Below are 20,950 nucleotides of genomic sequence, written 5' to 3' on the forward strand. Positions count from 1 at the left end.
GTGCATGGTTGCCGCGAGGTGGATGAGTCTGGGAGGGAGGATTGCTTCGGTCTGCTTTTTCGACCCCATCGCAAACAAGGAGTTTGCCTCAACGTTTGAAGACAATCTCAGGCTGTTGGACTACACAAACTGTCTGGATGGCTCGGCGGAAATGGATCCGGCTATATTGGAGGGTGTGGCGGACTTTGTGCTGGCTCAGTCGCCGGGCAGTCGGGCTGAGAAGCAACGCCATTCATTCGAGAAACGTCCGCTGAATGAGGGGAAGCTCATCCTTGTGGGGCGAGGAGAGGTGGGCAAGACCTCGTTGGTGAATCGTCTTGTGGACGGTGAGTTCGACGAGACGGAATCGAAAACCGAGGGGATCCAAATCAGGAGTTGGCTGCTGCCTCACCAGGGCACCTCCTTGAAACTGAATGTGTGGGACTTTGGCGGCCAGGAGATCATGCATGCCACGCACCAGTTTTTCCTGACGGAGCGGAGCATCTACCTGCTGGTCATCAACGGACGCAAGGGGGGAGAGGACCTGGATGCTGAATACTGGCTGAAGCACATTGAGAGTTTCGGCAAAGAGTCGCCGGTGATCGTGGTGCTCAACAAGGCGGCGCAGCAGCCGTGTGACCTCAACTATCGCGGACTGCGTGCACGGTATCCTCAGATTCGCGGATTCGTAAAAACGGACTGCAAGACGGAAGAGGGCATCGGAAAGCTGCGTGAGTTGATCGAGGAAGTGGTCCAGGGCGTGCCGGAGGTGCAGATTGAGGTGGCGGGTCGCTGGTTCACTGTGAAGGAGAAGCTTGAGGCGCTGGATGCGGAGTATCTGAGCTATGACGCCTATCAGTCACTGTGTGCAGAGGAGGGCGTGGTGGAAGAGAGCGAGCGGGAGCTGTTGACCACCATTTTGCATTGTCTAGGTATTGCCTTGAACTATGGGGGCGATCCCCGGTTGCAGGAGACGAGTGTGCTGAGGCCCCAATGGGTGACGGAGGGGCTTTACAAGGTGCTCAACTCCAGAAAGCTGGCGGACTGCCAGGGGGAACTGTCGCTCGCAGATCTGCGAGCCGTCCTTCCGACGGAGCGGTACCCGGTGAGCAAGCATCTTTTTCTGCTGGAGCTGATGCGGAAGTTCAGCCTCTGCTTCCCGTTTCACGACCAGCAGGATCGTTACCTCGTACCTGAGCTGTTGGGGAAGGAGGAGCCGGAGGTGGTAGAGAGCTTCCTGCCAACGAAGTGTCTGAACTTCGAGTACCACTATGGGCTGCTGCCAGAAGGGTTGCTGCCCCGGTTCATCGTGCGGACGCACAGCCTCAGCCGGGGGCAGGCGAAGTGGCGGTCGGGGGTGGTGCTAAGCCATGAAGGCTGCGAGGCGCTGGTCAAAGCCGAGTCGGCGGATCGAAGAGTGACGGTGCGGGTGCGTGGGGCAGACGCGAATGCGCGTCAGCGGTTGCTGGGTATCATCCGGTATGACCTGGACCAGATTCACCGACACTTTAGCGATACCCTGGAAGTGAAGGAAAAGGTGCCCATGCCAGACCACCCGGAGTTCTCTGTGGACTATGTCAAGCTGGTGGCGTTTGAGCAGCATGGTCTGAAAGAGTTCCCGGAGTTGATCGGGAATCGGGTAGTACAAGTGCAGGTGCGTGAGATGCTCAACGGGGTGGACTTCACGGAGCAGCGGGGGAACGTCATCGATGCGCTCCGCCGTGCGAAGTCGGTGTTTTTTTCCTACTCGCACGAGGACGAAGAGCTGCGTGATCAACTGGATGCGCACTTGAAGCTGCTGCAACGTCAGAGGGTGATCTCGACCTGGCATGACCGGAAGATTTTGCCTGCTGAGGAATGGGATCAGAAGATCGACCGCCGGCTGGAAACGGCGGACATCATCCTGCTGCTGGTCAGTGCGGATTTCATTGCCTCAGACTACTGCTGGGACAAGGAGGTGACGCGGGCGATGGAGCGCCACGAGGCCAAGGAGGCGGTGGTGATACCCGTTCTCCTGAGGCGGTGTGACTTGAAAGATGCGCCATTTGCGAAACTGCAGGGCCTTCCCTCGGATGTGAAGGCGGTGAAGGATTGGGAGGACCGGGATGCGGCGTGGACGGATGTGGCGAAGGGCATTCGCAAGATCGTGGAGCAGATGTCGGCGGAGGCGGAGAGCAGGAAGAACTAGGTGGTGGGTCGCATGGAAAAATCATTGCGTGGATCATGTGCCCTGTGTCAGGGTGTGGCATGGCGGAAAAAATTCCCAAGGAATATCTGAATCCGAAGCTGATGGTGGTGGGGGATTCCCTGGCGCAGGGGTGCCGATCACTGACGGTGACGAAAGAACTCTGTGCGCAGAGTTACGGGGCGCTGCTGGCTGAGGCGCAGGGGTGGGGATTTACTCCTCCTCAGCATCCGCAGCCGGTGGTGGTGGATGTGGAGGAGGTGATCCGCAAGTCCAATGACCTGCTCACTTTCACGGGCATTTTCAAGCGGATCGACAGGAACATCAAGGCCTGGCGGTCCACGCTCTCCGCGCCGCCTACCGGGACGCGTATGTGCTGGGACAATCTGGCCATCGCGGGCTGCAACATCGCGGAGTTCAACCTGCAGACGGGGGCGAGCTGGCGCAAGCAGCTGGAGGAGAAGCTGGCCGAGTACGATCGTGCCTCGGGCTTCAAGAAGCTGGGGATCGCGGCGAAGATGCACTTCCCCATCAACGGGACGTACACGCTGAACCCGACGCAGCATCCGGACTTTGATCACCTGACCCAGCTTGGCTGGGCGTTCGCGCGCAAGCCGCAGTGCTTGATTGTGCACTTCGGACACAACGATGGGCTCTATCCCGTGGGGGCCTTCGGACAGGTCTCCAATCTGCTGGCGGCGAAGGCGGCCTATCTGAACACGGTGAAGCAGGTGCTGGCGGCTCCGGATGCAATCGGCCGGCTGGTGCTGGTCTTGCTGCCGAAGGTGAGCTGTGTGGCCAATCTCATGCCCCAGGGGCAGCGGCTGCCGGGCTCGGCCTACTACGAGTCCTATGAGGCGAAGTTTCCCTTCACCGAGGCGATCAGCGGCAAGGATCTGAAGGCGATGGATGAGCAGATCAAGGAGATCAACGGGGAGGCGCGCGTGCTGGTGGGCAAGTCCAAGAACAGCGGGCGGGTCACGATTGTGGACACGTACAAGATCTTTGGCGAGTTTGACTTCAAGAACACGGGCAATCCCAATGCGCTGATCCGCCCGACGAACAAGGTGGTGGTGGACAACCGCTATCTCAAAGGACGGCGCTTGCCGAAGACGCCGGGAGTGTCGATTGAGCAGCCGAAGTACGAGTTCGAGCATGGCGGGTTTCAGAGCATCGATGGCATGCATCCCTCTGCAGTGGGGTATGCGGTCTTTGCCGACCAGATGGCTCTGGCAATGAATCTGCCGCGGGATCCGGCAGTGGCTGCGGCGCAGTTGAAACGATCCCTGGCGAATGAGACGCTGATCACGAAGTTCCCCTCAGCACTGCCGCCCTTTCAAAATCTGCTGAACCTGGTGAAGCAGCTGGCCGATCTGATGAGCGATGACAATGCGGGCGAGGAGGTAACAGAGCAGGCGGGGAAAAACAAGCCTGCGGCGCAGGCGACGCTGGGGGCTCTGCACAACTGCTTCTGCCGTCGGGGGAAATGAGGAGGGGTGGAGCGGTGGGACGGGTTCTAGGAGTCGGGTGACGTGGGCCGTGGTGATGTGAGCGAGCGGTCGCGGTGCTTGATGTTGTTTGAGCGGTAGGGTGAAGCAGGGGGGAGCGCCAAGGTGGACCCTGAGCCTCAGCATGGGCGCGAGCTGACGACGATGATGGTGTTGTTCATTCAACGAAGATCTTGTGGCATCACCTCAGTGGGCTGGGCGCTGTGGTGAGGGGCCAATTAGGGATGTCAGATGCGATGTATGGGGTTCCAAAAGTTTACGTCGAACGGGTTGAAGAATGACGGCGTTGTGTAGAGTGCGATGAATCACGGATCACGAGCACATTCAACCCAGCCAGGAGAGAGCAGATGCGAAGCGAAGACCCCGGTGCGGCAGCGAGTCACAAATATTGGGCGTTCATTTCACACTCCAGCAAGGACCGCGAGTTCGCTAGATGGCTTGCTTCTGCCTTGGGGACGTTTTCCATTCCGTCCAAGTATCGCAAGGAATACAAACTGCCCGGTTGCCTGTCTCCTGTCTATCTGGACGTCCACGAGGCGCCGGGATCGGGGGATTTGGGGAAGCCTCTGAGGGATGCCCTGACGGCTTCGAAGGCGCTGATCGTGTTGTGTTCGCCGGACTCCGCGAAGTCAAAGTGGGTCAATACGGAGATTGAACACTACCTGTCGAGCTCGCCCAACCCGATTGTGTGCTGGGTAGTAGTTGGAGGGCAGTTCAGCGACGGGCGGGGGACCGCGGAGTACTGCATGCCGCCTGCGTCGGAGAGTTACTTCAAGTACAATGAGGATGGCAGCATAGCGGAAGGATCCAGTGCCCTCTGTGACTTGGTTCGCGGTGATCCCGAAGAAAAGCGAGGATTGGTGAAGCGATTGATTGCCGCCATCGGGGAGGGGGCGCGTGGCGACTTGGCTAGAGAGGTGTCGGCACGAATGAGGCGGCGGGTGTTTATGGGGGGCGCGGCAGCGGCCCTTGCTGCCATGGGAGGGGGAGCAGCCTACCTTCAAGGGAGAGAGAAGGTGGAGTACTTCAATGCGCTCACGTACAGATGGCAGATTCCCAAGGGGGTGTCACCCCTGAGCGCCAGGGAAGCGGCCCGATACCCGACGTGCTACAAAGTGGTGACCCAGAACAACCTGGTAAGAAGCGTCTCTCAAGTCAAATCACAGGGTCGGTTGGTGGCGGGTGGATTCGCGTACAACAGTGCGCGGGTCGATCTTAGGTATGATCAGGACGGGAAGCTCTCAGAGATGCACTTCTTTGGTGCAGACGGGGTGCATTCGGCAACTTTGCAGTTCTCCAGTGACCTCAAGTATGCGACCAAGATCCTGCGCAACACGAGAGGCCCGCTGGGAGAGGGGGTCACTGATACGGTGGCGACGAAGTTCTACGGAACCACGTCCGCATCGTCAGATCTGATGATGATGCTGACTGGCAAGACGACCGGGCTGCGCTATCGCTACACCTACTCGGATGATGGTCTGATTACCAGATCGGAGGTGCTCACCGTGTTTGGCCAGCCTCACGTGGATGAATACGCGGTGCATGGGAATAGCTATGAATATGACCCCTACGGGAGGCAGGTGAAGGTTTCGAACTTCGGGATGGACGGCAAGGACGTCGAGAACAACATAGGGGTACACAGGACTCTCTATGAGTATGACGCGAGGTCTTGGGGCAAGGCGATGTGGGCGGAGAATCTCGCCGGGGAGCGGGTGGCGGGTGAGCTCGGGTTCGCGATGCAGAAGTGGGAGTATCGTCCAGAACAGGGGCCTCCCACGGAGGCTGTGACGAGATACTTCGGGTCAGATGGGAAGCCTACCCGGATCAAGAATGGATTCGCCTCGTACACCTCCAAGCTGGACGAGAAGGGTAATTTTGTGGAACACCGCTATTTTGATGAAAATGGGGTGCCCTGCCTCAGTGGCCTTGGTTGTGCTTCGATGCATCTGAGTTACAACTCGATGGGCGATTGCGACAAGTCGGAATTTCGAGACATCAGCGGCAATATTTGCCCGAACGCATCCGGCCATTGCGGTTATCTCCGGGACTACGACGGCGCGGGCAGGATGACCAGGAGCACGGCCTTGATCCTCAAGGACAACCAGGTAGAGAAAGGGGAGTCTGTGATGAGGTGGGAGTTTGACCGTGATGGCCGGCTCATCAGGCAATGGTGGGAGAATCTGGAGGGAGCTGCGGTGTCGGGGCCGGAAGGGTATGCCTCGGAACATCGTCTCTATGAAATGGGGACAGGCAACCTGAGGCGGAAGGAGACCAGGGATCTGAAGGGGGCGCTGGTGGCCTCGACGGAGGATGTGAACGTTATCGAGAGCGGAGTGGCCGTGGTGACGTATGAGTACGATCCTGTGGGCAGCTTGTTGTCCATGAAGTTCCTCGGGCCGGATGATCAACCTGCTTTCTCAAGCATCAAGGCGGCGGAGTTGCGGTTCGAGTTTGAACAACACGGATACCTTGAAGGGCTCAGGCTCTTTGGGTTTGGAGGAGAGGCCATCCACTGCCGGTTGGGGTTTCACAAGGTTGGCTGGAAGTACACCTCGGACCTGAGGGATGAGTACAGCATGGCTTACTATGACAAGGAGCTGAAGTCCATGAACGTGGACAGCACGACTTGGCTGGAAGGTCAATTCGGCTACTTTGCCTTCTTCCCGGGGCCGCTGCACAAAGTGGTGGTGAAGTTCAGGTCCAGAACCTGGCGGTTGTCGTTCTTCGCCGCTGATGGCAAGAACACGGCTCCTGGGTGGGGCTATTCTGCGGTGGAGTGGGAGCGAGGAAGCAACGACTACTGGAATCTGCTGCGCTTCTACAATGAGCGTGGAGAGCTGCGTGAGTTTCTGCCGCAGATGCGGACCGTGAAGGACTTCCAGGGACGGGTGACGAAGATCGACTATTTGAACAAGGAAGGTGAACTGGAGGAGGATGCGAATGGGATTGCGACGATAGAAACGCAATTCACGCTTCCGGAGCCGGTACAGCTCTGGAGGAACCGGTATGGGCAGGAGGTGATTCCGGCACCAAAGGTGCTAGGGGTGCTTGAAGGCGGCCAGGCAGAGAAGATGGGCATCAAAGCGGGCGACCTGGTGGTCCACCTGGGGGAATGGGATCTCTTCAGGAGCGGTTCCTACCTGGATCCTGACAATCTGTTGAGCAATCTTCAGGCGGCGATCGTGGCGGGCACTCCTCTGATAAAAAAGGTGGTGGTTGTGAGAGACCGGTCTTTGGTCCGGCTTTCGGGGGCGTTCACCGTTTTGGGGGTTGAATTGGGCGGGGGCACGGTGGTGAAGGAACTGGCGGAGCGGTAGGGGGAGGGAAGAGGGAAGAGGGGGGCGAGGGAGGTAAGGGCGGACTTTGGAGATTTGGGTGTTTGTTGCTCCGGCGACTGAGCCGGTTGGCACAACCGGACTACGCCTGCTGAGTTGCTCAGGGGTGGTGTGGGAGCGGTTGCATGGAGGACGGTGCGAGGTGGGACAATCGCGCTCTTTGGAGTGCGTGATGATCGGGGAAGGATCAGGAGACGTGCGACTGACGAGCTGAGGCTCTAGACTACTTTGCCTGCGGATGAGTGCTTAAAGTCGTGCAGGGCTTCAGCTTGGTGTTGGTGGTTGGGGGTGAATCGACTCAGGCCGGGGGAGACATGAGGGCGACTTGGTGAATGGGTGAGGCCTCTCTCCGGCGAACTGAGCCGGTTGGCACAACCGGACTACGCCTGTGGTCGATGGGTTCATCAGTTGAAAATTAACTCAAGCATCGCGCAGCTGGCTGGGGGCTGATGGGCGTATCGAGCAAAACGCATCTCTCCATGTACACCGCTTATCAGATCAAGAGTCTTCCGAAGAATGTGATGGACTACTTCGCCATTGGCGAAAAACGCCAGAAGCAAAACTCTGAGGTCACCCGAGCAGAGTTGGACACCTTCTTGAAGCCTGGAGGTTCAATGGACGCAGCCAAGATGATGGAGGAGTGGTTTGCAGACACTCAGCATCCTGTTTTCATCTCTCATTCCCGTCTGGACAAGGAGGAGGCGTTGGCCCTTTCGGGCTGGTTGGAAAAGGAATTCGGCCTCACTTCCTTCATCGACTCTTGCTGTTGGGGGCATGCGGATGAACTGCTGAGACTTCTCGATTTCACATATTGTCGTGATGACCCGAAAACTAATATCGTCTCCTACAAGGGCAGCCTCATTACGGCCTCTCACGTCCATTTGATGTTGAGCACTGCGCTGACGAAGATGATGGACCGATGTGAATGTGTCTTTTTCCTGAATTCCGAGAACTCCATCAAAGAGGTTTCTATCAAGGACATGGTCAAGTCCGATAAGGACGCGATCACGCAGTCGCCGTGGCTTTTTCACGAGATCTCGATGCTGAAGTTGCTGCGACGCCGGGAAAAGGCTGATCACCGTGAAAGCCTGACAAACTTCTCTGCTGAGGGAGTGGTGAAAAAGGCAGATGTAGACGTTCCCAAGTTCGATTATCCTGTGGATCTGGACGGTGTTCCTGCGCTTGGAGCCTCTGAGTTGGCGAAATGGCTTGCAAAGAGAGGGGGCGATGAATACCTGGTGGAACACGGCGTGAAGAGTTTGCGCCGTTTCCCTCTGGATCTGCTCTACGAGGTGTCTCCACCTCAGTAGAGCGATGCAGAGGAGGGGCTATGGAAACTACTCTCTGCTGCCGCGGGATAGTAAGCCTAGGGCGGCCGAGGTCTGCGTGGGTGGGTTCGTGAACGTGGCGCCAGGGGTTTGCCATGCGATGGGCCTACCGCTCCGCGGTAGAGTGGCTGGTGGGTGTGGTCCAGTGGTAGCCCTCGTTATACTCGGTCGACCACTGGCTACTCATGGTGAACCCTCCGGGTTCGGGGAGGGGTGAGCGCAAAGTGGTGCCCGCCTCATGGGCTGTGAGGCTTCTCATGGGGATGCGGGAAACTACTCCATGGTGGTCAGGAACACGCGGGCCACGCCGACGCGGGCGTCCTGGGAGCGGGCGCGCACGGCTTCCGCAATCTCCACCTCTGCGCCTTTGCCGCGGCGCTTGCCATCGGCGAGGCCGCCTTTGGCGCGGGCGTCTTCCAGCACGGCACTGTGGTCTGTGAATGGGGTGTTGCTCACCACGGCGGCGATCATCTCACTGCCGAAGGGGGGCGTGCAGCGGATGCGGAACGATTTGCCGGTGAGAGGGTTGATCACGGAGTCATCGCCAAAGGTCACGGGGACGCCGCCTTTGATCTTCCCATTGTGGGCGGCGTTGGGCAGCAGGACTTTCACGTTGCCGTGAGCGTCCTGATAGAGCAGGCGTATAAAAGCATCCTCACTGGTGCGCACGGTGAAGAGCATGAGGTCACCCTTGTGATAGGTGGCCTGGCTGGCCTTCAACTCGACTGCGATCTGACCGGCAGCACGATCAGCGCGCACGCCGGCGTGGTCGGTGACCCTGGCAAGCAGCTCGGGGACTTCCTCAAAGTCGCGCGGTTTGCCCAGCCCGAAACGCACGGCCATCTGCAGAAAATGCTCTGCGAATGCCACACGCGGCATGCCGGGACCTTGCAGGGCGCTGCGGGTGTCAAACAGGGCGGCATTCCCTTCCAGTGCTTTTTCCATGTCGTCCAGGGGCATGCCCAGGTCCGCTGCGGCTTGGGCAAGGGTCACGTCGTTCTCGAAGAAGTCCACCAGGGCGAGTACGGGCTCTTTTCTCGCAGAGGGATCCACGTCTGCGGCGGCCAGTGCTTTCTGGAAGGCGAGGGCATCGGCTTTCACTGCGGCATTGATCTTGTCCTGCCCGGGGTGGAGCTTTTCAATGAGGCGCTGTGCTTCCGGGCCAAACCGCGCGCTGCTCGCGATGGGGCGCAGTTCATCCAGCGGCAGTTCCTTCATACCCTTGTCGTGGCAGGCCATGCAGGAGAATCCGTTGAAGATCTGAGCCCGGCCGGTTTTATCAAAACGATCTGAGACGACTTCGATGGGGCCGACATCGATCTTCTGGCCGGTGGCATCCACCAGGAGATAGGCCTGGAGACCGTTGGGGAGGGAGTAGATGATTTCTCCACCATCATGGGCGAAGGCGTGCTGCCCTCCGAAGAGGCCTGCATGCGGCGGGCCGAGTGGGAAATCTGCCAGCCTGCCCCGGCCGGAGTTGTGCTTGAAGTCATAGCTGAGCCAGTAGGAGCCCGGGTAAACCCGTATCTCATGCCGCTCCACCAGGCGATTCTGCTTGCTCACGCCACTCTGGGTGAAGCCGGAGCGGAGTGCATCGCCGGCGGCGAGGTTACGGGAAACATCCACGCCGAGCCGGCGCTCCAGCTCAGAGACATGGTGGGGATGATTCAGGATGACGTCATAGAGCGGTGGACGGGAGGTGGTGGCGGCAAACCAGTCTGCGCGCACCACGGGGACGGCGCAACGTGTGGGACCGGCAAGGGAGGCAAGGCTGCCGGAGTCCAGCGCATAAGGGTAGCTGGCGGTGATCTTGTCCCAGAGTTGGGGAGTCCAGCCGAGGTCGCGGAGGCGGACGCGATGGAGTACCCTTTCCGGACCGGTCTTTTCGAACTCGACGATTTTGGGATTGGTAGAGAGGCTGTTCAGCAGCTTCCGGATGCCGCAGTCTGCCAGCCAGAGATCTGCATCATTGAGTTCACGCACATTGTTGTGCTGCGGATGGAGGGAGAGATAGCGGATGTCCGTGCGATCCTCTGCGGGCTGGCGGAGCAGATCCTCCAGCGCACCGACGAGGACCTGGGCCTCTGTGACGAGCGTGCGACGGGCGGGCAGCGGATTGGCGGTCGGCGGGGGAGTCTTGGGCCTGGGGATCTCCAGGGCAGTGGGCTGCTGGGGGGCGGCCTGGGCGGGCGGAGGGGAGGCTGGGCCGAAGGTCGGCTGGGTGCTGCGCAGCACGGTGATGCGGCCAGAGAGCGAGGCGCCGGAGGGGGCGTCAGTGACGGTCACGCTGAGGGTCGTGGAGGCGGTGGCTGCGGTATCGTTGGCAGTCTCCGCCGTGCCGTTAGCGAGGGGGGTGGCGGGTTGGGGGACTCCGGCTTTCATCCAGGTGAGCACCAGTTGGGTCTCATCCGGGCTCAGCGGGGCGGCGCGTTTGCCTTCTGCCTTTTCTGCGCGGGTGGTCTTGGGCATTTTCCCGCGCAAGAGCATGTCATAGAGCTTGGATTCCTCGGGCTTTGCCTTGTTGATGAAGTCCGCTGTGTCGAGCGAGGCGAGATCGTCCACCAGATGGGGACTCTCTTCCTGGGACGCTCCCGCCTTGTGGCACTCGCCGCATTTTGCGCTGAAGAGTTTTTGCACCTCTGTGGCAAGCTGGCTGGGATCCTGACTCAGAAGTGCAGGAGGAGACGCAGCGCTGGCGGCCAGAATGGCGGCGAGGAGAGTGGGCAGTCCTTTCATGAGAATGAGCGGGTGACGGGGGATGGAGCGATCCGGGAGACGATCTGGCGTGGCACATGTGGCCTGAATCCCCGACGGGAGTGCCACGCTGACTCTCTGCCCATCGCCCGGGTGCGGGGTTTGATTGAAAAGATCCGGTAATTTTGTGCCGGTCGTGTGGTCCGTTTCTTTGTGCGCTTCAGTTGTTTCCTAGAGTTCCTGCTTCTTCCCCACGGCGCGGCGGAAGTTTTCAATGGCGCGGCCGAGGGCTTGGGCCATGTCCTTGTGGAACTTGTCTGTCTTGAGCAATGCGACGTCGGAAGGATGGGTCAAGTAGCCGGCGACGAAGCTGACTCCCGGCTGCTCGAGTGCGCGGAGCTCGTCGAGGCGCGCCTGGTGCACACCGCCGTCTGTGAGACGCAGGTTGTGCACGGCGCTGGCCTGCAAGGCGGTGGCCAAGGCGATGTTTTCAGAATCACGCTTGTTACCCGGAAACGCGCCAAGCTCTTCTGGCTGATCTGGGAAGTTCGGTCCCGGTGCGCCTTGAGGTGCCAGGGCAATGGATTCGATGCCGCGTACCCCTTTGGTGCCGTTCTTGAATTGGAGGTGGAGGTAGATGCTCCTCGGAGTTGAGTTGGCCTGAAGGGATCTGGCTTCGACGGAAAGTGGGGTGTTGTCCTCACGCGTGAGCACCACCTTGAGCCCGCGCTTCTCCAGATCTGTTCGCATGGCCCGGGCGAGCTTCAGTGGGTAGTCCGCTTCTGGGCGTTGTGGGGCGGTGGTGCCTGGCTTGGACTCGAGGATGGCAGGATCCAGGATGACGGTGTCGAAGCCCGTGTGCTGGCCGATGTAGCTGGGGCGGAGCACCGGATCGATGATCTTGCAAAGATCGAGACGCGAGATGTAGATACTCTGGTTGAGTTGAAGCACGGGATAGTTCAGTACCATCTTCATATTGTTGATGAAGAAGTCCCGGCTGCCCGGGGTGCCGTTCATCACCAAAACGGGGGAGGTGAACTTGATGCGGGACTTGCTGAACTCCAGCGATGTGAATCTGTAGAACTTGGAGATGCTGGTTGCGGCGACGTAATCCCTGTCCTCGTGGTGCAGCATTTCCCACCCTTGTAAGTCGCCCGCTGTCTTCGGAGCTGATGCTGCGGCGGTAGCAGGAGCAGGCGGGGGCGTTGGGGGTGTTGGGGGCGCGCCTTCTGCCGGTGTCTGTTGTCTGCCGAAGGCGAAGCTCTCCAGCAGGCTGTCATTGGTCCACGGCACTTGATCGGCACCACTGTGGTCACGCACGGTGGCCTTCACTCTGCGGAAGAGGGGGGTGATGTCATCCCCGGCGCTGGTTTTCAGGTGGGTCAGGAGGGCGTCGGTGAAGGGGCTGTTGCGCTTGCCGTTGCCATCATCAGCGATGGTGCCGGGGCTGGTGGCAAAGGCAAGGAAAAAACCGGGGCCGTAGCCGCTGATCTCTCCGAGCCCGCCCTTGGTGCGCAGGCTCTTGCCGATCTGACCGAGCGCCTGATCCAGCTGGGCCGTAAAGGGGTTCTCCCGGCAGCAGTCGAGGATGATGACCTTGGTCTTCACCTGGGCTTCCTCCAGTGCGACCATGACGACCTCCCGCAGGTGGATGCTGCGATTCTTCAGCACGGAGTAGCCGGTGAGGCGCGGGGTGTCTGAGGGCATGAGGAAATTATCCTCACCCACCTGAATGCCGTGACCGGAAAAGTAGAAGACCGCCGCGTCTGCGTTTTTCGCCTTGCTGGCGAATGTCTCGGTGGCGGTGATGATGGTGTTCCGGTCGGCGTTGGCGATCGCGTCCCCGGAGATCACCGTGTAGCCGAGTGGCTTGAGCGCGGCGGCGACGTCCTTCGCGTCATTCACGGCACTGGTGAGTTGCCTGCTCTCAGAGAGTTCAGCATAGTCATTGTTGCCGATGACGAGCGCGACCCGCTCTGCGGCGGACAGCAGTGAGCTGAAAAGGAGGAGTGAAAGGAAGCCCAGGCGTTTCATGAAGGGGATTACAGACTGAACTTTTTCTTCATGCCACTGAGCCTGGCTGCTTCTGGTTTGCCGGACTTGCTGCTGGGCGCAGACGAAGACGTGGGTGCGGGAGCGGGGGTGGGCGCGGTTACAGACGGGCTGCGGGGGCTCGCGGCTGGTCTGCTGGATGCGGGGGGTGTGCTCTCTGGGATGTTGGTCAGTTGCAGGCTCACCAGGGTGCCGTGATCCAGGCGGCCAGTCACTTCCAGGCCGTGCCATTCCTGCCAGTCGAGGATGGCCTTCTGGGTGGTGGGGCCCATGTCGCCATCCACGATGCCGCGGTAGTGGGCGGTTTCGCTTAGCCTGGACTGGGCGCGCCGGATGACGATGCGGCGCGAGTGGCTGTTGTAGGCCGCGTAAGCGGTGCCGAGAAAGACTTCGCGGGAATCGAAGTACCCGCGCTGGGGGAGCGTGGGTGAGTGTGGGCGGGGGCTGGCTGAAGCAGCCTCCGTCAGAAGCAGCTTGCTGACGGCGAGCTGGTGGTAGCCTCCGGATTCAGCCTCCCCCAGGGCGCTGACTTGCGTCCAGTAGCTGCGGGCTTTTACCTGCAGCCCCATGGCCTCATAGGTCAGGGCCATTTCCGCGAGGATTTCGGGATGATTGGGCACGCGGAGATCTGCTGTGCGAAGGAGATTCATTGCTTCCTGGAAGTCCTCCGCATGGCGTGCTTTGCGGGCAGCAGTAATTTCCTCTTTCGCCGTGGCATGCTGCAGCTCCTTGCCCGGGGGCAGCGCAGGCAGGGGCAGGGGCAGGGGTCCTGGGGCGGTGGGCATGACGGCGGGGCTGGGAGCAGGCGCCAGTGGAGGGAGCATCTCCGCTGCCGGAGGGGCGGGGAGTGTCTTGGCCAGGCTCGCCGCAGCGAGGGCGAAGCTGTCGTTCAGGCTGTGGTTGGTCCAGCTCACCTGCTCCTGGCCCAGCAGCTTCTTCACGTCGCGAAAGAAGAAGTCGATATCCTTGCTGGCGCTGGTGGGAAGGCTTCTGAGAAGGGCGGCGGTGAAGGGGCTGTTGCGGTGGCCATTGCCATCGTCCGCGGTGGTGCCGGGGCTGGTGGCAAAGGCGAGGTAGAAACCGGGGCCGTAGCCGCTGATCTCGCCCACGCTTTTGGTTCGCACGCTTTTCCCCACCTGCGCCAGCGCGGTCTCCAGTTGGGCGGCGAAGGGATTGTCCCGGCAGCAGTCGAGGATGATGACCTTGTTCCTGGCTCCGGCTTCCTCGAGCGCCACCATCACGGTGTCACGCAGGAGGACGGTGCGATTCTTCAGGACGGAGATGCCGGTGAGCCGGGGTGCATCACTGGGCAGAAGGTAGTTGTCCTCGCCGACCTGCACGCCGTGCCCGGAGTAGTAGAACACGGCGCCCTCGGCCCCCTGGGCGGCTTTGGCGAAGGCCTCTGTGGCATTGAGCATGGTGTCCTTGCTGGCGTCTGTGACGGCTGCGCCAGTGACGAGGGTGTAGCCCAGGGCCTTGAGGCCTGCGGCGACGTCCTGGGCGTCTGTCGTGGGGCTGGTGAGCTGGCGGTTGTCTGCCAGATGGGTGTACTTGCTGTTTCCTATCACCAGAGCGACGTGGTCACCAGCCTGAGCGAAGGTGGTGCCGAGCAGCAGGAAGGGCAGCAAGACGGGGTGGAGGATGGCTCTCATGGGCGTCAGGTTGAATTAGAGCTTCCGGAAGATCTGCACCCGCCGGTTCTGCTGCCGGCTCAGCTCGGTGGAGTTTTCCACGAGGGGATGCTCCTGGCCGAAGCCGAGCGGTTGCATGCGCTCCCCTGGTACCCCGAGGCGGACCAGCTCGGCTACCACGGCGGCAGCGCGTCTTTGGGACAAGGTCTTGTTGTGCTCCTCTGCGCCCAGGTCGCAGGTGTGGCCCTCGATGAGGAATTTCTCGCTGCCGGCCATCTTCATGGCTTTGGCGATCTCGGCCAGTTGGGAGAAGGTCACGGCACCGTCCAGGTGGTCGCTGTTCAGGGCGAACTGAAGGTTGGGGAAGCGCTCTTCAGTATCCGCGTCCACTTTCACCTCCACGATCTCCAGGGAGACGCCTTTGGTGCGCCTGATCTCCTCCTTGGGCTCGACCAGGGACTTGGTGCGCTTCCATTTTCTCGCCAGTTGATCCGCTGGGACGATGTCTTGAGCCGGGAGGCCGGGGGTGAGAAGGAGAAGGAGAATGGCCGCGGCAATGAGGGCGGAGGCAGGCGCGAACAACGTCTTCATTGGGAAATGAGTTGTACCGAGAAGATATGACAGGTTCTGGAGAAATTGCCAGCATGGGGTTGCCCTGGTGGCGGGGCGTGGCAGCTCCTCCATCGCTCTGGGCGGGCAATTGATTGAAGAAGTTTGTTTTTCGAGATCCAGGCGGCTCTGCGCGTGAGGGGCGGCGGTGATGTTCCGCCGCTGGCTTGATCACGGTGCGTTTTTTCTCTCCAAAACTTGCCGCACTTCCGCCTCTGTACGCGTGAGGTCTGGCTGATGGCGCAGCTCTGCTGGAAGCTCTGCCAGGACCATGAGCGCATCACTTGCACGACCGGCGTCAAGCAGCTGCCGGGTGAGGGCCAGAGCCGTCTCCGCGCTGGATGGAGCAGGCGGGGGGCCGATGGCGGCGGGTGCGGTGTGGAAGGGCACGGTGACTCCTGCGAGCCTGCCGCCGCCGGAGAGGCATACCAGGGCGAGGTAGGAGGTGTCTGGCTTGAGCGCGGCGGAGTCTTGGTCATCATGGCCCGGTCCGGGGTGGAGCGTGGAGAAGGGGACCGGCGAGCGTACGCCCGTGGCCACGAACAAGGCGGGTGTGGTCTCCTGATGCGCTCCGGCGGGCAGGATCCACACATTGTACTCCTGGCCGGGAGCATTCTCCCACACGAGGGTGGGCGCGGTCATGCCTGTCTCTCCCCGGGGGCGAGGGCGGGGCTGGCGGTGGCGAGCACAGGGGCCTCCCTGACCTGGTGCAAGAGCCACCACCCCATGGGCAGAGCGAGGAGTGTGAGCAGGGCGGCCCAAGCCAGCAGGGTGAAGGACGCCCGCTTGGGAGGAGGGTGCGAGGTCAGCCCACGGCCGGGGGCGGTCGGGGACGTGTGGCTGGAGCTGTGGGCGGAGGAGAGGGCCGTGACGTTGCCTGCGCCGGCCTCGCGAGCTTTTGCGGCGGTGGCGCTGGCCAGCGCACGGGTGCGAGCCTCCTCCAACCGGGCCAGTGCTGCGGGGGGCACGGCCTCGGCGGGAGGGGGCGATTCTTGAACCTGGTCGCGGTCAATAGCTGCGACGAGACGGCGGGCCGCGGCATGCTCCTCCGTCAGCTCGGGGTGCGCGGCCAGGTGATGCTGTAGCTCGGCCTGCTGCTCGGGTGTGGCCTCTCCCAAGGCGTCGAGCGCCATGAGCTGCTGCATGTTCAGGGAGGGGGGCATGGAGAGCTGTGCGGAGGAGTGTGCGGCTTAACCCAGTCGCTCCCGCAGGAGACGCAGGCCTTGGGAGAAGTGGGTGAGGACGGTGCCGTGGGGCATGTCGAAATGCGCTGCCACTTCGCGGGTGGTCAGCCCTTCAAAGAAGCGGGCCAGGAAGAGCTTGGGCTTGGGGGGATCGAGCGCCTCGATCTGCTCGCGAAGCTCTGCGAGTGAGCACGAGGGGGAGGCGGAGGAGTCAGAGGCGGGCTCCGGCAGGTCCTCCACCGCATCCACCCGCGAGCGGCCCTGCTGCCGGTGGAAGTCATGGGCACGACGCCGGAGAATGGTGAGGGTCATCCCCATCAAATCGCTGAAGCTGGCGAGTTGATTGAAACTGTCCGAGCGGCCCTCGATCAAGTGGGTGGCGACCTGGGAGATGGCGGTGGCGACCAAGTCCTCCCGCTGCGCCTCCCACTGCGGTCCGGAGAGGAGGCGGTGGGCCAGTTGCCGGGCGGCTGGCATGAGGTGCTGCCAGGCTACATGCCAGGCCTCGCGGTTCACCCTGGGGTCAAGCGAGCGCAGGGCCTCCAGGGAGAGGTCCGGGTAGGCACGCCCCTTTGCATCCCCAGCAGGGGACACTGCCTCAGCAGAGAGATGGGGCGGCGGGCCTGGGCTCATGCTCACCTGGTTGCATACACCAAAGTTCCCTGTTCAGGCAAGGCGTAAGCCGGGGAGTCTGGCGGGGGCTGGGGATTTCGGTAGATCAGTAATCCGGTGATTCAGTGAACCGCGGTGCGGGAGTGGATAGGGAAGGGGGAGGCGGGTCAACTGGCATCATGCGCGGCGGGCTTGTTTGAGTCTGCAGATGAGCCACGCTGCGGTGGAGGCTGGGATGACGTGGAGGAGGACGAAGAAGGTGATCTCAACGGGCAGCGGCCAACGCAGAACTTGGGGGGTGGCGAGTTCGAATCGATAGAGGCCAAAGGTGCCCAGTCCCTTTTCCGGTCGATGGACGAGAGTGCCTCTCACGATGGCGCCGCCTGCAAAATGCACTCTTGCCAGATAGCCGGGCACGCCGCCTTCCAAGGGAATGTGGATCAACTGGAGGTGCCGATCGTTGTCGAGGGCTGGATTTTCCGGGGAGAGATGGGTTCTTTCCAGACCACACTCAAGGGTGCCGCTGACATTCACCTGCAGCCCCTGAAAGGCGTCTGGGGACTGGACCACCGTGGCCACATCCAGCGCGCCGAGGTTCCCGTGGAAGCTCTTCTGCACGCCCCATCCCAGCCAGAAGCCGCAGATGAGCAGGAGCAGGATGGGGAGGGGGTTCATGGGGAATGCGGAGTGATGGAGTGATGGAGTGATGGAGTGATGGAGTGATGGAGGGGCGTGTCAGGTATGCCGCATGCGAGAGGAGCCGGGGATGAATCTTGGCACGTGACGGGTGACGCAGGCTGCTGAGAGGTTTAGAGCTGGCTCTTAAGGATCGGGCTGGTTGTTGGTAGTAACCCGGGTGGTGATCTGGGAGTCAACGGTGAGGGTGGGCAGGATCTTGGAAAGGACCCAGCCATGCGTGCGGAGGTAGCTCTTGCCGTTGACGTTCATGCTCCAGGGGGTGGTGTTGTCTCCCGTCGGTGTGAAGGTGCGGACGAGCTTGCCGCCGCGATACTGCTGGATGATGAAGTCGCTGTTCTTCATGGGGTGAGGAGAAAGGCGGAGGGGGCGGGGTCTCAGGACCTGCCGTGTTGGGCAAAGTACTCGGCTCTCTGGAAGATGTTGTAGGCTTGGCTCAGTGATTCGCGCCACTCGAAAGGGGTCGGCGTGCAAATGCTCGAGGGCGATGGGGATGAGATAGGGAATGCCAAACTGCTGGCTGATCATGAAGCGCAGGTCTTCGACCGTGTACTCTTGCAAAGGGACCTGGTAGAGGCGGTGCGAGTTGGTGACCGCGTGGGAGTCGAACTGGGGCTGGCCCAGACCCGCGCCCTCAAGGTCCTGCAGTGTTTTGGATCGGTCGTGTTCGGGCATGGGGGAGGATCTTTCTAATGACTGGTGCGCGGTGCAGGCCCTGCTGTGCATGGGCGGGCGTTCGGTGCACTGTAGCTGATCATGGGTGGTCCCTTCTCTCCAGTGTGAGGGTATGCTCAAGGTCGATCCTCGCCTTTTGGAGGATCAGGTTCATGTAGTGCGCGGCCTGCGTGCTTGCGGCTGCTTCGGAAGGAGCTTCTAGTGAAAAGACGTCTAAGGCTTCAAAGAGGGCGGATCGCTCGTGCTCTGTAAGTCCGCGCGACATGTCTGCATAGACGGCGTATTGCATCATTGGAACCTTGTGATGGGGATGCGGGAACTTCGTGACGATTGATTCCTCCAACCCGTCCACCTCTGTCTCGACCATTGCTGGCGGCGCAGCCTGACGAGAATCTGGGGTGAGCCGGAGTGAGGATTTTGTGGGCAAACAGCCATGGACAGGTTGCTCTGTCATGTGATTTCTGCAGATGGCGTGTGCAGACTGAACCGGCGGGACGCCGGTAGTACGCACCGGCTGGAAGCCGGTGTCACTTAAGGCGTCACTGAGACGCCCGTCCCGGAGGGACGTTGGAGAGTAGCCGGTGGTGACAACCACCGGATTACGTGGCGCAAGCATGTTGCGTCCCGGAGGGACGCTGGACCGGATGAGGGTGTTCTTGGGGGAGACGGTGTCTGATGGGGGGCAGTAAGTGGTAAGTGGTAAGTGGTGAGCAGAAGAGTTGGTGATGATGAGAAGCGGATGGTACTCCGAACAGAGCCTCGCGGGCTGGTCTTCGTCGTTCACTCGACGCCAAAAATGGCGGCTCGCACTTCTGGGTTCACAAGAATCCTGCTTCCGATGGGCACTTCATCCTCGGAGAGATCAGTCAGCCAGACCGTAAGCGGCCAACAAGCCTCAACGGAGACATCGCCTCCTCTGAGGTTCAGGTGGGTCATATTTAGCTGTGCCGTTGCTGTGACTCTGCTTCCATCCGGTCGAGCGACCGTGACCTGCTCCTGTCGCTCGCTCCAACCCTGCTCTCTCCATGTTTTGGGCAATATGATTCTTGGGGATAGGACAAGTATGTGGATGCCAGGCTTGGAAATGAGGAAGGTGTGCTCGACGGTAAGTAGTTCCAGTTGGTCCATATCGGCGGAGGAATGCGCAAAGGGGAAAATCTTGGGTGAGGGAGATGCCTTCTCATGGTTGCCGTGTCGGCAGCGGTCACGACGAGGGCGTGGTCGGAAGCGGTCTGTAGTACAAACTCTCGTTTGCTCAGGGATCAGGGGTGGTGCGACTGAGCCGACTGAAGTCGGTACTCCAACCCTGGTGCGGATGCGGTGTGGGGGTTAGAGGAGGCAATCGCGCTGGTGAAAGCGGCGTCGAGCCGCACGCAGTGTCAGCTGTCTTTTGACAGGGTTTCTCGGGCATGGGCTGCGGTGGCCTGCCAAAGCTTGGCGGAGGTGGCGTCGAGCTGGTTGGTCAAGTTGCGAACGAAGTGTTCCCAGGCGGGTTCGTCTTGGTCTCGCAGTGCCTGGATTCTCCGGTTGCGTTCGGGGCGGTCCAGGAAGGCATCGGTGGCGTCCAGCTTCTGCAAGAAGCGGCGAACGACCTCTGCTGTTTCCCGGGCGCCGATGCGATCGAGGAAGGGGAGCAGCAAAGGGTAGTCGTTGCCGGTGGTGTTGCTGAAGTATTGCTCGAGCGTGCCGTTGTCTGATTCTGCTTCGAGCCACCAGACCATGTGAACGTGGCGTTGCAGCTCAGTGAACTGCTCGAGCCTGGCGGGGCTCTGATCCCGGATGGCTTTGATCAGTTCTTTGTCACTGGCGGACTTGGCCAGTGAGGTGAGGTCTTTGCGAAAGGGCCACATGAGGTGGTAAGTGGTGAGAGGTGAGAGGTGAGAGGTGAGAGGTGAGGGGGCTTAGTTGATGTAGAGGATCATCGCTTCATTATTCTCGGCGGCGTCGGCGAAGTGAGTTTTGAGGTCGACGAAGTAATCGAATATGTAATCGCGTTCGGTATCGTTGCCCTCCCAGCCAGAGGGGTAGATCTCGGCGTCACGAACCCGTTGTGGGTCAAAACGGCTCCAGAGGTCGTCCGGGGAGATGTGCGCCAGTGCGCTGGCCACGGCATCTACCTGTGCGGGAGTCAGATATCGGGCCGGGCCATAACCGACGTCTTCTGTGCCGATCTCTTTGCCGCCTAGGACTGCATTGGCAAACGGCTCAGCTCCGCCCCAGGCCTCGCCTGTGAGGAGAAAGTGGATGAGGTGCCAGGACTTGTCTGTATCGAGATGGCGGTCGGGTGGATGATCCGAGTCATCCTCGGGATAGAGCAACTCGGTGATGGACTCTGGGGCCTGCAGGACCCGTTGCAGCTCTGCCTCCGGCAGGCGGAGGTAGTTTCCGATCATTGACATAGGAGAATGCGTTGTGAGCAGGTTGAGTTTTCAAGTGTGGCCCGGCGGCGTTATCGGTCGCTT

At 60.8% G+C, this 20,950-nt stretch carries 17 protein-coding genes; 4 read left to right on the plus strand and 13 right to left on the minus strand.

The genetic code is table 11. The features are described from left to right. The first annotated feature begins 4 nt into the window (after window positions 1-4). From BV106_RS11350 to BV106_RS35450, 4 genes are all read left to right on the plus strand, one after another. The gene (locus tag BV106_RS11350) at window positions 5-2,167 is read left to right on the plus strand and encodes a COR domain-containing protein (RefSeq protein WP_051945659.1); all 2,163 of its coding nucleotides are present in this window, start codon (window positions 5-7) and stop codon (window positions 2,165-2,167) included. A 59-nt stretch (window positions 2,168-2,226) separates the two neighbouring features. Next, entirely contained in the window at window positions 2,227-3,654 is a 1,428-nt protein-coding gene (locus BV106_RS11355) for an SGNH/GDSL hydrolase family protein (RefSeq protein WP_038164538.1), read from the plus strand. Between the two features lie 365 nt (window positions 3,655-4,019). Continuing rightward, window positions 4,020-6,989 carry a toll/interleukin-1 receptor domain-containing protein gene (locus BV106_RS11360; RefSeq protein WP_038164540.1) on the plus strand — a complete coding sequence of 990 codons (2,970 nt, stop codon included), beginning with the start codon at window positions 4,020-4,022 and terminating at the stop codon, window positions 6,987-6,989. 497 nt (window positions 6,990-7,486) lie between these two features. Next, on the plus strand, window positions 7,487-8,317 hold the full coding sequence (locus tag BV106_RS35450; protein ID WP_265595560.1) for a hypothetical protein: 831 nt from the start codon (window positions 7,487-7,489) through the stop codon (window positions 8,315-8,317). Between the two features lie 124 nt (window positions 8,318-8,441). On the opposite strand, the gene BV106_RS38330 is transcribed toward BV106_RS35450, so the two are convergent. The 13 genes from BV106_RS38330 to BV106_RS11435 form a co-directional block, all read right to left on the minus strand. After that, window positions 8,442-8,594 carry a hypothetical protein gene (locus BV106_RS38330; RefSeq protein ID WP_265595561.1) on the minus strand — a complete coding sequence of 51 codons (153 nt, stop codon included), beginning with the start codon at window positions 8,592-8,594 and terminating at the stop codon, window positions 8,442-8,444. Window positions 8,595-8,608: 14 nt separating this feature from the next. Continuing rightward, window positions 8,609-11,071: a DUF4384 domain-containing protein gene (locus tag BV106_RS11370; RefSeq protein WP_038164541.1), complete on the minus strand. Its 2,463-nt coding sequence runs from the start codon at window positions 11,069-11,071 to the stop codon at window positions 8,609-8,611. Window positions 11,072-11,260: 189 nt separating this feature from the next. Further along, window positions 11,261-13,063, minus strand: a complete 1,803-nt coding sequence (locus BV106_RS11375) for a caspase family protein (RefSeq protein ID WP_038164542.1) — start codon at window positions 13,061-13,063, stop codon at window positions 11,261-11,263. Between the two features lie 8 nt (window positions 13,064-13,071). Next, complete coding sequence (locus BV106_RS11380; protein ID WP_038164543.1) at window positions 13,072-14,733, minus strand: caspase family protein; 1,662 nt, start codon at window positions 14,731-14,733, stop codon at window positions 13,072-13,074. 15 nt (window positions 14,734-14,748) lie between these two features. Next, the gene (locus BV106_RS11385; protein ID WP_038164544.1) at window positions 14,749-15,303 is read right to left on the minus strand and encodes an OmpA family protein; all 555 of its coding nucleotides are present in this window, start codon (window positions 15,301-15,303) and stop codon (window positions 14,749-14,751) included. 189 nt (window positions 15,304-15,492) lie between these two features. Next, window positions 15,493-15,963 carry a hypothetical protein gene (locus tag BV106_RS11390; protein WP_038164545.1) on the minus strand — a complete coding sequence of 157 codons (471 nt, stop codon included), beginning with the start codon at window positions 15,961-15,963 and terminating at the stop codon, window positions 15,493-15,495. Next, on the minus strand, window positions 15,960-16,484 hold the full coding sequence (locus BV106_RS11395) for a hypothetical protein (protein WP_038164547.1): 525 nt from the start codon (window positions 16,482-16,484) through the stop codon (window positions 15,960-15,962). Before BV106_RS11395 ends, BV106_RS11390 begins: the two co-directional genes overlap by 4 nt. Before the next feature lie 27 nt (window positions 16,485-16,511). Further along, a complete protein-coding gene (locus BV106_RS11400) occupies window positions 16,512-17,138 on the minus strand; it encodes a sigma-70 family RNA polymerase sigma factor (RefSeq protein ID WP_038164549.1) in 627 nt (208 codons plus the stop codon). Window positions 17,139-17,294: 156 nt separating this feature from the next. Further along, entirely contained in the window at window positions 17,295-17,792 is a 498-nt protein-coding gene (locus BV106_RS11405) for a hypothetical protein (protein ID WP_038164551.1), read from the minus strand. A 147-nt stretch (window positions 17,793-17,939) separates the two neighbouring features. Continuing rightward, the gene (locus tag BV106_RS38335) at window positions 17,940-18,488 is read right to left on the minus strand and encodes a contact-dependent growth inhibition system immunity protein (protein WP_265595562.1); all 549 of its coding nucleotides are present in this window, start codon (window positions 18,486-18,488) and stop codon (window positions 17,940-17,942) included. 79 nt (window positions 18,489-18,567) lie between these two features. Then, window positions 18,568-19,104, minus strand: coding sequence for a hypothetical protein (locus BV106_RS38340; RefSeq protein WP_265595563.1), 537 nt, complete (start codon window positions 19,102-19,104; stop codon window positions 18,568-18,570). A gap of 763 nt (window positions 19,105-19,867) precedes the next feature. Further along, window positions 19,868-20,338 (minus strand): DUF4375 domain-containing protein, encoded by a 471-nt coding sequence (locus tag BV106_RS11430; RefSeq protein ID WP_038164561.1) that lies wholly within the window; start codon window positions 20,336-20,338, stop codon window positions 19,868-19,870. A gap of 51 nt (window positions 20,339-20,389) precedes the next feature. Beyond that, entirely contained in the window at window positions 20,390-20,887 is a 498-nt protein-coding gene (locus BV106_RS11435) for a YfbM family protein (RefSeq protein WP_038164563.1), read from the minus strand. Window positions 20,888-20,950: the final 63 nt, after the last annotated feature.

The sequence above is a fragment of the Verrucomicrobium sp. BvORR106 genome (assembly GCF_000739655.1).
Lineage (GTDB): Bacteria > Verrucomicrobiota > Verrucomicrobiia > Verrucomicrobiales > Verrucomicrobiaceae > Verrucomicrobium.